At 74.1% G+C, this 13,151-nt stretch carries 17 protein-coding genes; 6 read left to right on the top strand and 11 right to left on the bottom strand.

Going from position 1 to position 13,151, the window contains the following annotated elements; all coding sequences use genetic code 11:
- Positions 1-33: 33 nt before the first annotated feature.
- A complete protein-coding gene (locus ACGFIR_RS00570) occupies positions 34-639 on the top strand; it encodes a bacterial proteasome activator family protein (RefSeq protein WP_393005338.1) in 606 nt (201 codons plus the stop codon).
- A gap of 28 nt (positions 640-667) precedes the next feature.
- Here the strand turns inward: ACGFIR_RS00570 and ACGFIR_RS00565 are convergent, their stop codons facing one another.
- From ACGFIR_RS00565 to ACGFIR_RS00555, 3 genes are all read right to left on the bottom strand, one after another.
- Entirely contained in the window at positions 668-1,480 is an 813-nt protein-coding gene (locus ACGFIR_RS00565; RefSeq protein ID WP_393005340.1) for a Cof-type HAD-IIB family hydrolase, read from the bottom strand.
- Entirely contained in the window at positions 1,480-2,301 is an 822-nt protein-coding gene (locus ACGFIR_RS00560) for an HAD family hydrolase (RefSeq protein ID WP_393142443.1), read from the bottom strand. The genes ACGFIR_RS00565 and ACGFIR_RS00560 overlap by 1 nt, the downstream gene beginning before the upstream one ends.
- A 192-nt stretch (positions 2,302-2,493) precedes the next feature.
- A complete protein-coding gene (locus ACGFIR_RS00555; RefSeq protein ID WP_393142441.1) occupies positions 2,494-3,273 on the bottom strand; it encodes a hypothetical protein in 780 nt (259 codons plus the stop codon).
- Positions 3,274-3,385: 112 nt separating this feature from the next.
- Here ACGFIR_RS00555 and ACGFIR_RS00550 point away from each other — a divergent pair, with 112 nt between their 5' ends.
- Positions 3,386-3,817, top strand: coding sequence for an OsmC family protein (locus ACGFIR_RS00550; RefSeq protein ID WP_393005346.1), 432 nt, complete (start codon positions 3,386-3,388; stop codon positions 3,815-3,817).
- Between the two features lie 181 nt (positions 3,818-3,998).
- On the top strand, positions 3,999-4,343 hold the full coding sequence (locus ACGFIR_RS00545; RefSeq protein ID WP_393005597.1) for a metallopeptidase family protein: 345 nt from the start codon (positions 3,999-4,001) through the stop codon (positions 4,341-4,343).
- A 92-nt stretch (positions 4,344-4,435) separates the two neighbouring features.
- On the opposite strand, the gene ACGFIR_RS00540 is transcribed toward ACGFIR_RS00545, so the two are convergent.
- Complete coding sequence (locus tag ACGFIR_RS00540) at positions 4,436-4,987, bottom strand: TetR/AcrR family transcriptional regulator (RefSeq protein WP_393142439.1); 552 nt, start codon at positions 4,985-4,987, stop codon at positions 4,436-4,438.
- Positions 4,988-5,069: 82 nt separating this feature from the next.
- Here ACGFIR_RS00540 and ACGFIR_RS00535 point away from each other — a divergent pair, with 82 nt between their 5' ends.
- Both ACGFIR_RS00535 and ACGFIR_RS00530 read left to right on the top strand, forming a co-directional pair.
- Entirely contained in the window at positions 5,070-5,789 is a 720-nt protein-coding gene (locus ACGFIR_RS00535) for an alpha/beta fold hydrolase (RefSeq protein WP_393142438.1), read from the top strand.
- An 81-nt stretch (positions 5,790-5,870) separates the two neighbouring features.
- Positions 5,871-6,593, top strand: coding sequence for an AIM24 family protein (locus ACGFIR_RS00530; protein WP_393005352.1), 723 nt, complete (start codon positions 5,871-5,873; stop codon positions 6,591-6,593).
- A 112-nt stretch (positions 6,594-6,705) separates the two neighbouring features.
- Here ACGFIR_RS00530 and pheA read toward each other — a convergent pair whose 3' ends face one another.
- From pheA to ACGFIR_RS00505, 5 genes are all read right to left on the bottom strand, one after another.
- Positions 6,706-7,659: a prephenate dehydratase gene (pheA, locus tag ACGFIR_RS00525; protein ID WP_393142436.1), complete on the bottom strand. Its 954-nt coding sequence runs from the start codon at positions 7,657-7,659 to the stop codon at positions 6,706-6,708.
- 9 nt (positions 7,660-7,668) lie between these two features.
- Positions 7,669-8,163 carry a hypothetical protein gene (locus ACGFIR_RS00520; protein ID WP_393005599.1) on the bottom strand — a complete coding sequence of 165 codons (495 nt, stop codon included), beginning with the start codon at positions 8,161-8,163 and terminating at the stop codon, positions 7,669-7,671.
- A gap of 308 nt (positions 8,164-8,471) precedes the next feature.
- Positions 8,472-8,861, bottom strand: a complete 390-nt coding sequence (locus ACGFIR_RS00515; RefSeq protein ID WP_393005356.1) for an ACT domain-containing protein — start codon at positions 8,859-8,861, stop codon at positions 8,472-8,474.
- A 75-nt stretch (positions 8,862-8,936) separates the two neighbouring features.
- On the bottom strand, positions 8,937-9,395 hold the full coding sequence (locus ACGFIR_RS00510) for a hypothetical protein (protein ID WP_393005358.1): 459 nt from the start codon (positions 9,393-9,395) through the stop codon (positions 8,937-8,939).
- Between the two features lie 177 nt (positions 9,396-9,572).
- Positions 9,573-10,313, bottom strand: a complete 741-nt coding sequence (locus ACGFIR_RS00505) for a hypothetical protein (RefSeq protein WP_393005360.1) — start codon at positions 10,311-10,313, stop codon at positions 9,573-9,575.
- Positions 10,314-10,476: 163 nt separating this feature from the next.
- Between ACGFIR_RS00505 and ACGFIR_RS00500 the strand changes: the two genes are divergently transcribed.
- Positions 10,477-11,715, top strand: a complete 1,239-nt coding sequence (locus tag ACGFIR_RS00500) for an arginine deiminase (protein ID WP_393005362.1) — start codon at positions 10,477-10,479, stop codon at positions 11,713-11,715.
- A 50-nt stretch (positions 11,716-11,765) separates the two neighbouring features.
- Here ACGFIR_RS00500 and ACGFIR_RS00495 read toward each other — a convergent pair whose 3' ends face one another.
- On the bottom strand, positions 11,766-12,650 hold the full coding sequence (locus ACGFIR_RS00495; protein ID WP_393142434.1) for a DUF5926 family protein: 885 nt from the start codon (positions 12,648-12,650) through the stop codon (positions 11,766-11,768).
- A 60-nt stretch (positions 12,651-12,710) separates the two neighbouring features.
- Entirely contained in the window at positions 12,711-13,127 is a 417-nt protein-coding gene (locus ACGFIR_RS00490) for an ATP-binding protein (RefSeq protein WP_393005601.1), read from the bottom strand.
- Positions 13,128-13,151 lie beyond the last annotated feature (24 nt).

Genomic DNA, 13,151 nt, shown 5'->3' with positions numbered 1-13,151 from the left:
CCGGGGCGCATGGGCGCTGGCGACTGGGTAAAGATGGTTCCCATGACCGAAGCGCACTCCGCTGGACAGAACGACGAGCCGGGCCAGGATGGCACCGGTCGCTCCGGAACGGTGGTGGTGGTCGGCCCGGACGGGCGGCCCGTCGGCACCGTGCAGACCGACGAGGCACACGGCGAGGACCCGACCCGACTGGTCGAGCAGCCGGCCAAGGTGATGCGGATCGGCAGCATGATCAAACAGCTGCTGGAGGAGGTCAAGGCCGCCCCGCTCGACGACGCCAGCCGGCACCGGATGCGGGAGATCCACGAGCGGTCGATCGTCGAGCTGAAGGAGGGCCTCGCCCCCGAGCTGCGCGAGGAACTGGAGCGCATCTCGCTGCCCTTCACCGAGGAGAAGGCGCCCAGCGAGGGCGAGCTGCGCATCGCGCACGCCCAGCTCGTCGGCTGGCTGGAGGGCCTGTTCCACGGCATCCAGGCGGCCCTGGTGGCGCAGCAGATGGCCGCCCGCGTGCAGTTGGAGCAGATGCGCTCGGGCCGGCAGGCGCTGCCCAGCGGCCCCGGCGGCATGCTGCCGGGCATGCCGGGCATGGGTCAGCCGCCGCAGGGCGTCGAGGGGCACAGCACCGGCCAGTACCTCTGATCCACGGGGGCGGCCAGGGGCCGACCGCTCACCCCGCCCCGAAGACCTTCTCCAGGTACGCCGCCACGCCGTCCGCCGAGTTCGCCGCCGTCACCTCGTCGGCGATCTCCAGGACGGCGCGGTGCGCGTTCGCCACGGCCACCCCTCGCCCCGCCCAGGTCAGCATCGGCACGTCGTTGGGCATGTCACCGAAGGCGAGCACGTCGCGGGCGTCGATGCCGAGCCGGGCGCAGTACCACGCCAGCCCGGCCGCCTTGGTCACGCCGGCGGCGGAGATCTCCACCAGCCCCGAGTACGACGAGTGGGTCGCCTCGGCCAGCCCCTCCAACGCCCCCGCCACCAGCGCGACGAAGGCGTCCGGATCCTGGTCGACCGCCCGGGCCAGCAGCTTGACCGCAGGTGCCGCCAGCAGCTCCTCCGGGGTCTCGACCGCCCGGATCGCGCCGTGGTCCGCGTCCCAGCGCAGCGGGTAGTGCGCCTCGTGCCGCATCTGCCGGCTGTCGACGATCTCCACCGCGAAGCTGACCTCGGGCACCTCGGCGCGCAGCCGTCGGGCCACCTCGGCGAGGAGCTGCGGGGCGAGCGGGTCGGCCCGCAGCACCTCGTCGGCGACGGGGTCGTAGACCACCGCCCCGTTGGCGCAGATGGCCGGCAGCGGCTCGGCGAGCTGCTCGTACACCATCTTCAGCCAGCGGATGGGACGGCCGGTGACCAGCACGACCGGCGTGCCCTCCGCGGACAGCCGGGCCAGCACCCCGGCGGTGTGCGGGCTCAGTGTGCGGTCGTCCCGCAGCAGGGTGCCGTCGATGTCGGTGGCTATCAGCCGTGGTGCCTCTTCCATCAGCGGGACAGTAGCCGATCGAGATACACCGCCACCCCGTCGTCGTCGTTGCGCAGGGTCACCTCGTCCGCGGCGGCGCGGACCGTCGGGTGGGCGTTGGAGACCGCGACCCGGGCCCAGCCGGCCCACTCGAACATCGGCAGGTCGTTGGGCATATCGCCGAAGACCAGCACCTCGGCCGGGTCGACGCCCAGCCGCTGCGCCACCACGGTCAGCCCGGTGGACTTGTCCACCCCCGGCGGGCAGATCTCGACGAAGCCCAGCCCGGCCTGGGTGAGCGTGGCCACCTCCGGTGGGACGATCTGCCGGGCGACCGCGAGCAGTTCGTCGACGTGGTGATCGGCGGTCCGGACGAACGCCTTGATCACGTCGTGGGAGAGGCACTCGGCGCGGGTGCGCGCCTCGAACGCGTCCTGGTAGGGCCAGCTCGGGTGGTAGTCGCCCCAGAGCGGCGCGTCGTGCTCGTCCGACGCCTCGACCATCACGGTCAGCGGCCCGACGGCCGCCTCCAGGCTGGTCAGCAGCGTGGCCAGCACCTCGGCGGGGAGGCGCTCGTCGCGCAGCACCACCGGCCCGGCCGGGTCGCTCTGGTCGACCACCCGGCCGCCGCCGGCCATCACCAGGAAGTCCGCGGCGCGGATGTCGTTGCGGGTCAGTTCGGCCAGCCGGGGGCCGCGACCGGTCGCGCCGACCACCGGGATCCCGGCGGCCCGCACCCGGTCGAGCACCTCATGGGTGTACGCGGACACGGTCTCGTTACTGCGGACGAGCGTCCCGTCGAGATCCGTGGCGATCAGCTTGGGCAGCCCCGGGCGGGTCATCGTTCCTCCTTCGCCCGCCGCCGTCGCAGCCAGCCGTCGCGGTCCTCGGTGCCTCGACCCTAGTGACGGCGGGCAGCAAACGTACCTCGCGCGAGGGGCACCGGCCATGGCGTTCCGGCGAATGCTGTGCCAACGGACGACGGCCCACCGGTGCCCCCGTCCGGGGACCCCTGCGCAGGGCTGGTGGCCGGGTCAGTTCCGGGGTTCGGGGCGGGCGAAGGGGATGGCCGGCCCGACGGTGAGGTCGGCCGGCGCGGGCGGCACATCGTCCGCCGCGTCCCGCGACCTGCGGCCGCGCCGGCGCCAACCCACCGGTTCGGCCTCGTCCGCCCCGCGCCCGTCGTCCGCCCCGCGCTCGTCCTCCGTCCCGGGCCCGTCGTCCGCGTTCCCGGGGAGCGGGGGCGCGCCGGCCGGGGCCAGCTTCAACGCCGCCGCGAAGAGGACGCAGGCCAGGAACGCCATCACCAGACCCCGGCCGTACTCGACCCGGAACCCGTCGTCGGTGGAGTAGAAGAAGACCCGCTGGCCGGCCTCGTCCAGCGAGGCGGCGGTCGCGACCAGCAGCCCCAGCAGTGCCCCGGCCAGGGCCAGCCCGGCGAGCCGGGCGTTGGAGCGCACCGGGCGGGTGCCGCGCAGCGCGAGCACCACGGCGCAGACCAGGGCGAACAGCCCGACCAGGTAACCCACCCCGAAGCCGCCGATGTCGGACACCCCGCCCGGCACCCGCAGCGGCGTGTTGCCCTGCGGGCCGGCGTTCGGCAGGGTCATCACCTGCCACTCGCCGAGCATCGACGCGAGAGCGGCCACCGCGCCGAGCGCCGCGAGCAGCACGGGGATCCGGCGGTCCCGGCCCAGGCCGGAGAACGTACGCCCGAACCGGCCCGACCCGATCGGCTCCGTCGTGCCCCACTCCAGGACGGTCGCACCGTCGGACCGGTGTTCCTGCCGGGGAATGGGGGATTCCTGGGACATCGGCCACCCTTCCGCGTTCGCGGGCCTGCCCCGAATCATGACACAGTACGCACCCGGTGACCCGGAGCGCGAACGGTCGCCGGCCGGTCGCGGTTGGGCTAGCGTCGGACGTATGCCTATCCGTACCGCTTCCGCACAGTGGCAGGGCAACCTCACCGAGGGGTCCGGCACGATCCGCACCGGCAAGGGCGGGCTGGAGGGGAACTACTCCTTCAAGTCCCGCTTCGAGGAGGGTGAGGGCACCAACCCCGAGGAGCTCATCGGTGCCGCTCACGCCGGCTGCTTCTCGATGGCGTTCTCCAAGGCGCTCGCCGAGGCCGGCTCGCCGCCCACCTCCGTGGAGACCACCGCCAAGGTCCACCTCGACAAGACCGACGCCGGAATGACGGTGACCCGGATCGAGCTGGAGACCGTCGGCCAGGTGCCCGGCATCGACGAGGCCCAGTTCACCAAGCTCGCGGAGACGGCCAAGGAGAACTGCCCGATCTCCCGGCTGCTCGCCCCGGGCGCGCAGATCAGCCTGACCGCCCGCCTCGCCTCCTGACCGTCCCACTCACCTCCTGGCCGTAGCACCTCGCTTCCCGGCCGTCCCGCAGCGGTCGTCGGCCGCCACGCCAGCCGTGTGCGCCGTGGCGGCCCGACCCGCGCGGCCGGTACGCGGGCCGCCCGCCGGTCTCGCTCCGCGCCGGCGGTGCGTGCCGTCAGGCAGAATGGGCGGGGTGCCGGTGGAGATGAGTCGCGAGCGCTTCGAGGAGCTGGTCGGCGACGCGCTCGACGAGGTGCCCGAGGAACTCCTCGCCCTGATGAGCAACGTCGTGGTCCTGGTGGAGGACGACCCGCCCCCCGGTGAGGACCTGCTCGGCCTCTACGAGGGGCACGCCCTCACCGAGCGCGGCTGGGACTACGCCGGCGTGCTGCCGGACCGCATCCTCATCTACCGCAACCCCATCCTGCGCATCTGCGACGACGACGAGGACGTCGTCGACGAGGTGGCGGTGACGGTGGTGCACGAGATCGCCCACCACTTCGGCATCGACGACGCCCGCCTGCACGAGTTGGGCTGGGGCTAGAGGTCCGCTCGCCCCGATACCACAGGTGCCCGCACGCCCCTCAGGTACCAGCGTTCCGGCGGCGACGGTTCACCAGCTGCACGCGCCGCCGGTCAGCCGGACACGCCGCGCAGGACCATGGCCACGGTGCGGTCGACGAAGGCGTCGTCGACCGGACGCTCCCGGAACACCGCGCGGCACCAGACGGCTCCGGCGAGCGCGTCCATGATCGTCATGGGGTCGGCGTCGGCGGCCAGTTCGCCCCGGCGGGCGGCCCGCTCGAAGATGGGACGTTCGCGGGCCAGCCGGTCGGCGAAGAACCGCTGGGTGGCCGACGCCAGTTCGGCCCGGTGGGCGGAGGCGGCGAGCGCCGCGACCGCGACGTCCGAGGCCGGCGGCGTGGTGAGCAGCGCGACGATGGCGCCGACGACCGCCGTCAGGTCGCCGCGCAGGGAGCCGGTGTCCGGGGTGGCGAGGTCGAGCAGCGGCGCTTCGACCAGCGCGTCCGCCAGAAGGGCCGCCTTCGACGGCCACCACCGGTAGATCGTCGTCTTGTTCACCCCGGCACGTTCGGCCACCGCCTCGACGGTGAGCCCGTCGTAGCCCTTCTCGGCGAGGAGGGCCAGCGTGCTGTCGAAGATCTCCTGCTGTCTGCGCGGTGCCATGACGGCCACAATAGCAACGCACCGTTGCGTTGTGTTCTACTGGAGTGCAACGAACCGTTGCGTTTTCTCTGAAGGAGCGCAGATGGCCCTGCCCGTCCTCCTCGTCCATGGCATCCGCGTCAGCCGCACCATGTGGGACCCGGTGGTCGGCCGCCTCGACCGGCCCGCGTTCGCGGTCGACCTGCCGGGCCACGGCAGCCGCCGCGGCGAGACATTCGCCATGGCCGCCGCGACCGAGGCGGTCGCCGACGCTGTCGACCACGTCGGCGGGCGGGCGCTGCTCGCCGGCCTGTCGCTCGGCGGTTTCGTCGGCATCGCCGCCGCCGGCCGTTACCCCGCGCGGGTGGCCGGGCTGGTCGCGATCGGCTGCACCGCCCGGTCCACGCACCTCGCCCGGCTGTACCGCGCGGCGGCCGCGCTCGCCGCGCGCTTCCCGGCGCAGGCGAACCAGTTCAGCGCGTACGCCTTCCGTCGCGCCCTGCCGCCCCCGGCGGCGGACGCCGTCCTCGCCGGCGGTCTGACCAGTGAGGTGCTGCCCGCGGTGGTCACGGCGGTCGCCGGCCACGACCAGCTCGGCGCCCTGGCCGGTTATCCCGGCCCGGTCTGGCTGGTCAACGGCGACCGGGACCCGTTCCGGGCCGACGAGCGGGCATACCTGGCCGCCTGCCGCGACGGCCGGTTGGTCCGGCTGCCGCGCACCGGCCATGTCACGGCGCTGGCCGACCCGGTCCGGCTGGCCCGGCTGATCGAGGACGCGGCGGCGCACGCCGAGCGGCAGGATCGCACCCGCTCGGCCATCTGACGTCGGTCGGTGGTCGGTGGTCGGCGGTTGCCACCGTCACCTACGGTCGGACCAGGCATCACGAACCCAGGAGGCACTTCCATGCGCAGCGAGCTGTTCTCGGCGGAGAACCTTGAGAAGGAGTCCGCGCAGCCCGGCATGCGGCTGCAGAACTCCAAGATGTTGAAGATCGGGCTCAACGGCGAGGCGATGGCCCGGGTCGGGTCGATGGTCGCCTACCAGGGGCAGGTGCAGTTCCAGGCGCTCGGCTCCGGCGGGCTCGGCAACTTCCTCAAGCAGAAGCTGACCGGCGAGGGCGTCCCGCTGATGAAGGTCACGGGCCGGGGCGACGTCTTCCTCGCCGACTTCGCCAAGGACGTGCACGTCATCGACCTGGAGCCCGGCGACGCGCTCTCCATCAACGGCTCCAGCGTGCTGGCCTTCGACACCACCCTCCAGTACGACATCCGGATGGTCAACGGGGCCGGCATGGCCTCCTCGTCGGGCCTGTTCAACTGCGTCTTCACCGGTCACGGCCGGATCGCCATCACCACCAAGGGCACCCCGGTGGTGCTCAGCGTCGACGCCCCCACCTACGTCGACCCGCAGGCGGTGGTCTGCTGGTCGGCCAACCTCCAGACCGGCTACCACCGCGCCGAGCAGTTCGGTCTCGGCACGCTGCTGGGCCGGCGCACCGGCGAGGCCTTCACGATGAGCTTCGCCGGGCAGGGCTTCGTCGTCGTCCAGCCCTCCGAGGAGCCCCCCGTCATGGGCAGCGGCAGCCAGGAGCAGCAGGGCGGCCTCCTCGGCGGCCTGCTCAGCTGACCCGTACCGCCCGCACCGCCCCCGCTGCGCGTCGACCGGTCCCGCCGGATCCGACGCCGGTCGGGGGCGGTTCTCGTCGCGGGCACGAGCGCGCCGTCGAGCGGCAGCGCCGTCAGTTGAGGTCGCCGGCGCGCAGGCGGGCCAGCCAGGCGGCGGCGTCGGCGTAGTCGGTGTCCGAGAGGCCGGGCGGTGCCGGGATCGGCCGCTCTCCCGTCCCCGGGAAGCGGTGCCGGGGGTACGAGCCCAGGAACCGCACGTCGGCGCAGACCCGGCGCAGCCCCTGCAACGCCTCACCGAGCCGTACGTCGGCCACGTGCCCGGTGCAGTCGAGGAAGAAGACGTACCGGCCGAGCGCCTCGCCTGTCGGGCGGGACTCGATCCGGCTCATGTTGACCCCGCGGACGGCCAACTCCATGAGCACCGACAGCAGCGCGCCCACCCGGTCGTGCGCGATGTAGACCGCCAGGGACGTCACGTCGTCGCCGGTCGGCGGCGGGGGCGGCCCGGGGCGGGACACCAGCACGAAACGGGTCACCGCGTCCGGATGGTCGGCGATCTTGTCGGCGAGTACGTCGAGCCGGTGCCGCCCGGCCCCGATCGGGGCGCAGATCGCCGCGTCGTACTCGCCGGTGGCGGCTCCGGCGGCGGCCGCGCCGTTGGAGAGCACGTCGACGACGACCGCGTCGGGCAGGTGCGCGCGCAGCCAGCCCCGGCACTGGGTGGACGCCTGCGGATGGGCGGCGACGCTGCGTACGCGCGGGAGCGTCGTCCCGGGCCGCGCGGCGAGCACGAAATCGACCGGCAGGACCACCTCGCGGGTGATCACCAGGGGTTCGCCCTCGGCGAGTTCGTCCAGGGTCACCCCGACCGCGCCGCCGATCGAGTTCTCCAGCGGCACCAGGGCTGCGTCCGCCTCCCCGGCCCGTACGCTCTCCAGCGCCTCCGGCACGCTGCGGGCCGGCGTGCGGCTGCCCCGCTCGGCGGCGTGGATGCTGTTCAGCGCCTGCTCGGCGAAGGTGCCCTCCGGTCCGAGGAAGACGAAGCGCGTCGGCGGTGTTCCCGGCATGGCGACAGCCTACGCACCCGGTACGCCCAGCGACCCGGCGTCGCAGACGCGCGTCCGGATCCCGGGCGGCCCGGCGGCGCGGACCTCGGCGGTGCAGACGTCGGTACCGGCGGTGACCAGCCGCGGAGCGCCCGGCCGGCCCTGCGTGATCACCTGGAGCGTCTCGTGCCCGGTCACGTCGAGCACCGTGTAGTGCCAGTCCCCGGCGCAGAGCGGCCCGGTACGCACCCGGACCCGGGCGCCGTTCGGCAACACGCCGCCCCGACCGCGCACCAGACCCACGATCCGTGCCCCCGAGGGGCCGTCAGGGCAGGGGACCGCGACCAGGCCAGGGTCGAGGGTGGGGGTGACCGCCCCGGGGCCGGGCAGGCCGGTGGTGGGCGCAGGCGTCGGTACGGCGCTGGGCGGGGCGGGGACGGCGGTGCGGGTCGGGACGGCGGTCGGGGCGGGGTCGCGCAGTTCCGGAGGGGTACCGCAACCGGCCAGCGGCAGCGCGGCCAGCAGCGCGACGGCCGCGAGCCGGCGGGCGTACGAGGGCGGTGGACCTGCTGGTGCTGACCCGCGTGCATCCGGACGCCGGGAGGGCGGGGCCGGGCACGACGCGTCGACGGCCGGTCGGGGTGACCCCGGCTGCCGGTCGGTGCGGGCGCGCGGCCGACCCGCTCCGGGGCCGGCGGCGGAGCCGGGCGGTCGGGCGGGAGTGTCGCGGGGCGAGGGGGTGGGCGGCACGGCCGATCCTCGGGACATCGGGAAGCGTCACTGCGGCCGGGAGGCCGAGCCCATCCTAGGAGGAACCGGGCGTCCGGTGAAGATCAGCCGAGGACGCGATGGCCGGCGCGCTCCAGGGCGGCCGTCGCCTCGCCGAGCCGTACGGCGGGAACCAACAGGTAGTCGGTGTCGTAGGTGGAGAAGGCGACCACGCTGACCCGGGCCGCGGCGAGCGGGTCGACCAGCGCGGCGAGGGTGCCGCTGACCGCCAGGTCGAGCGGCCCGGCGACCCGCAGGCAGCGCCAGGCGGTCTCGGTGACGGCCTGCTCGGGCGCCCGCTCGGCGGGGCAGATCAGCGAGATCCCGTCGGCCGTCCAGCTCACCGTGACCACGTCGCCGTCGCCCAGCCCGCCCGACAACTCGGGCGGCAGGGCGGAGCCGGCGGCCAGGCGGCACACGGCGTACTGCCCCGGCAGCAGAGCGATATCGAGCATGAGGGCACCTTACGGCCTCGGAACGGGCCCGCCCCAGATTCGCCGCATGCGGCGAACGCCACATCCCGCCGCTGGTCAGACCGGGGAGAAGAACGTGAGCGAACCGGTGACCGTCCCGCCGGTGAACACCGGGGTGGAGATCGCGTCGACGGTCGAGTCCGGCGCGTCGGCCGACGCCCCCTGGACCCGGAGCAGCCCGCGGGCCAGCCGCCCGGACGAGATGGCCAGCAGCGGCGGGATCTTGTCGATCTCGGGCTCGGTCAGCTCGCAGCGGTTGGCGGTGAAGTCGAGCAGCCGTAGCCCGCCGTCGAGCAGCGGCAGCCCGGTCACGTCTTCGGGCTCGCCCAGGCAGAGCAGCTCGCAACCGGTGGCGGAGACGGCGACGACCCTCGTCCCGGCGTCGATGAGCAGGCACGGCTCGTCGGCGTGGGAGACGGTCGACGACCACCGACCGAGGTTGTCGAACTGCTGCTCTGTCGATGTCCCCGCCGCAGGCGCGAACACGTCAGAGAGCGAGAGTTCGACGTGGGCCACCGCGCCTCCTATGTACACCGACCGTCCGTCCACGCTAGCCGGTCGTCGCGGGTGATGCCGACCGCGCGGGGTCGCCGGGCCGCCAGCGGGTGAGGGAGTGCCCTGACCAGGCGGCCGGCGACGGCGCGACCGACGGGTGCCGACCGGCGCCCCGGGTGCGTGGCGTCGCCGGTGACGTTACCGTCGGTTGGCCGGCTTGTCAGCGGCCGTTCGGCCGCCCTCGTACCACCGGTAGTCCGCGGCCGGACGGTAGGCGCCGTTCATCCAGGTGTCCGGGTGCTGCGCGACCCGGGAGAGCTTCTCGGCCGTGGCCGGGCTGATCCGGCTCCCCCCGGCGACGAGCAGGCGGTCCAGCTCGCGATGGGTGGCCATGAGGCAGTCCTTCGGCAGGCCGTAGACGCTGATGACACCCGAGCCGACGAAGGTCAGCACCGGCGACACCGGGATCGGCAGCCCCACCGCGTCGGAGAGGGCCTTGCTGGCGCGCTTGGCGTCGCGGCGGGCCTCGGCCACGTAGGGCGGCCGCTTGCCGTTGATTTGGACCACGTCTCCGGCCACCAGCACCCGGGCACGGCCGTGGTCGGCGATGGTGACCGCGAAGAGCCCGCTGGGACCGATGGCGAGGAAACCGGCGCGGTCGTCGCGCTCGTGGTCGAGCAGGAGGTCTGAGGCGTCCGTGCGGGGCCACTCGATGACGTGCCACGCGGGCCCGAGATGGTCGAGCCGGCCGAGCGCCCGGGCTCCGGCCGCTTCCAGCCGGCGTGCGCCCCGCTCCGCCCGACGGCGGCGGGCCCACTCCAACGGGGACGGACGGACGGGTGCGAGCGCTCCCGGCGGCTCCACGCGGGGGTGCGGCACCGCCACGGGCGGCAGTGCCCTGGCGGACGGTACGGCTCGACGAGCGGGAAAGACAGTCATCGCGACCTCCGGCAAAAGGTCCCTCGAAGTTATGTCCTCACTACCCTACGTTGCCAGTCCCCCGTGTCGGCAAGTTGGAACGCCGGAGTGAGTGCGGATGAATGCCATATTCATCCACCCCTGTTTTATCGGATGCCGCCAAACCCTGCCCTACGCTGCGAGGGTGACCCACTACGTGGACAGCGAAGTCGGTCGGCTCGGGACGGTCCTGCTGCACCGTCCCGGCCCTGAGCTCGCCCGGCTCACCCCCCGGAACAACGACTCACTTCTCTTCGACGCCATCCCATGGGTTGGACGGGCCCAGGAGGAGCACGACGCCTTCGCCGCCGCCCTGCGCGAGCGCGGGGTCGAGGTGCTGTATCTCGCCACCCTCCTCGCCGAGACGCTCGCCGTCGCCGACGCGCGGGCCGAACTCACCGAGGGGGTGCTCCGCTCGCCCCGGCTCGGCGACTCGTTGCGCGCCCGGGTCGCCGACCACCTCGCGTACCTCGATCCCGTCGCGCTCGCCGACGTGCTCATCGCCGGGCTGGCCCACGAGGAGCTGCGGGTCAGCCGGGAGCGGCCGGGTGGCCTCGTCTACACCCTGATGGACCGGCACGACTTCGTCATCGACCCGCTGCCCAACCTGCTGTTCACCCGGGACTCCTCGTTCTGGGTCGGCGACCGGGTCGGGGTCACCAGCCTGGCGATGCCGGCGCGGCGGCGGGAGACCACGCTGACCGACGCCATCTACCGGCACCACCCGCGCTTCGCGGGCACCGAGTTCGTCTACCAGCCCGGCCTGGAGCACCTGGAGGGCGGCGACGTGCTGCTCCTCGCGCCCGGGGTGCTGGCCGTCGGCGTGGGCGAGCGGACCACCCCCGCCGGCGCGGAACGCCTCGCCCGGCAGGTCTTCGCCGCCGGGCTCGCGCACACCATCCTCGCCGTCCCGATCGCCCAGGAACGGGCGACCATGCACCTGGACACCGTCTGCACGATGGTGGACGTCGACGCCGTGCTGATGTACCCGAACATCGCCCACACCCTGTCGGCGTACACGGTCATCGCCGGGGTGGACGGCGAGGACCCGCGGGTGGACGGCCCGGCGCCGTTCCTGCGGGCCGCCGCCGACGCCATGGACCTGCCGCAGCTCCGGGTCATCGACACCGGCCTGGACCCGGTCACCGCCGAACGCGAGCAGTGGGACGACGGCAACAACACCCTGGCCATCGCGCCCCGGCTCTGCGTGGGCTACGAGCGCAACACGGAGACCAACGCGCAGCTCGAGCGGGCCGGCATCGAGGTGATCCCGATCGCCAGCTCCGAGCTGGGCTCCGGCCGGGGCGGCCCGCGCTGCATGTCCTGCCCGCTGGTGCGCGAGCCGCTCGGCACGCCGGCGACCGCCAGGCTCAGCGCGGGGTGAGCTGGCGGTCGCGCGGGTTCACCGCAGCGTGCGGTGGCGACCGGGCAGGCTCACCGCAGGGTGAGCTGGCGGCCGAGCAGGCCGTGGCGGGCCCGCCGGCCGGCGGCGTCCAGCGGGGCGGGCTCGGCGAGCGCCTCCGCGTACCGCTTGGCGAAGTCGGCGACCGGCTGCTCCCAGTCGGCGGCCGGGACGTCCTCCGGCAGGTCCCAGACGGGCACCAGCCGGCCGTGGGCCCGGAACATGCCCGCGAAGCGGGTGTTCTCGCCCAGGACCAGCGTGCCGGCCACACTCAGCCGGGCCAGCGCGTCCAGCGCGGCGTCCTCGTCGTCGGGCAGCACCCAGCGCACGTGCGCCTTCTCCGGCACCTGGCACCAGTACGCGGCGCGGGCGGCGGCGAGCCGGACCGTCGGGTAGATCGCGGCGTTCGCCCGCTCCAGGGACGCCTGCACGTTGGGGTCGTCGCCGGCGCCCGGGTCGAGCCAGAAGTCGAACCCGTCGTGCATGCTGACCTCCAGCGGGCCGTCGACGAGGACGTCCTGCAACCGGGGGCCGGGGCCGGGCAGCGGCGGTACGGGCACCGGGCGGCCCGGCTCGGTCCGCAGCGCGCAGAGCAGCGCCTCCGCCAGGTCCCGGGAGACGTCGCCCGACTGGAGGTGACGCTGGAGCCCGATGAGGACCCGCCCGTCCGGCTTGGTCATGGCCGGGCTGGCCATCGGCAGCACGGTGGCGAGGACGACCTCCCGGTCGCCGAACTCCTCGACCAGGGCGGGGGCCAGCCGCAAGGGCGCCGAGGCGGCCGGCACCAGTTCCCGTAGGGCGATCCACTCCGGCTCGTCGGCCAGCCCCTCGAACGGTCGGGGCACGAAGATGTCCCGTACCTTCTCCCGCTTGGGGGTGGCTTCGGCGGCCCGCTGGCTCTTTCGACGCTTGCTCACGGCGAGACAGCCTAGAGCCCCCGGGTACCCGGCGGGGGCAGGACCCGCCCTCGCGGTCGCTCAGCCGGCCACGGCCAGGTCCGACCGGGTGATTTCCACCGGGTCGAACTCGGCCCACACGCTCTGGCCCAGGCCGTCACGCTCGACGCCCCAGCGGTCGGCCAGCCCCGAGACGATGTGCAGCCCCCGCCCGTCGACGGCGTCGTGGTCGGCGATCCGCATCGTCGGGCCCGCGGCGGCGCCACCGTCGGTCACCCGGAGCTGCACCTGTTGCCCGCCGACCGAGGCGCGCAGCCGCCAGGCCACCCGGACCACCCCGCCGGGCAGGGGGTCGGCGTGCCGGACGGCGTTGCCCACCAGCTCGGCCAGGACCGCGACGAGGTCGGCCAGCAGCGGCGGGGGTACGACGTCGGTCAGCTCCTCGGCGAGTCGGCGCCGTGCCAGCCGTGCTCCAGCGGCGTGGTGGGGCACCACCACGCACCACGCCCGATCGGCAGCTCC

Origin of the sequence: Micromonospora sp. NPDC049051, assembly GCF_043197575.1 — a bacterium.
In the GTDB taxonomy this organism is placed as follows: domain Bacteria; phylum Actinomycetota; class Actinomycetes; order Mycobacteriales; family Micromonosporaceae; genus Micromonospora.
Note: the sequence above shows the minus strand (reverse complement) of the source record. Positions and strands in the feature narration are given on the sequence as shown.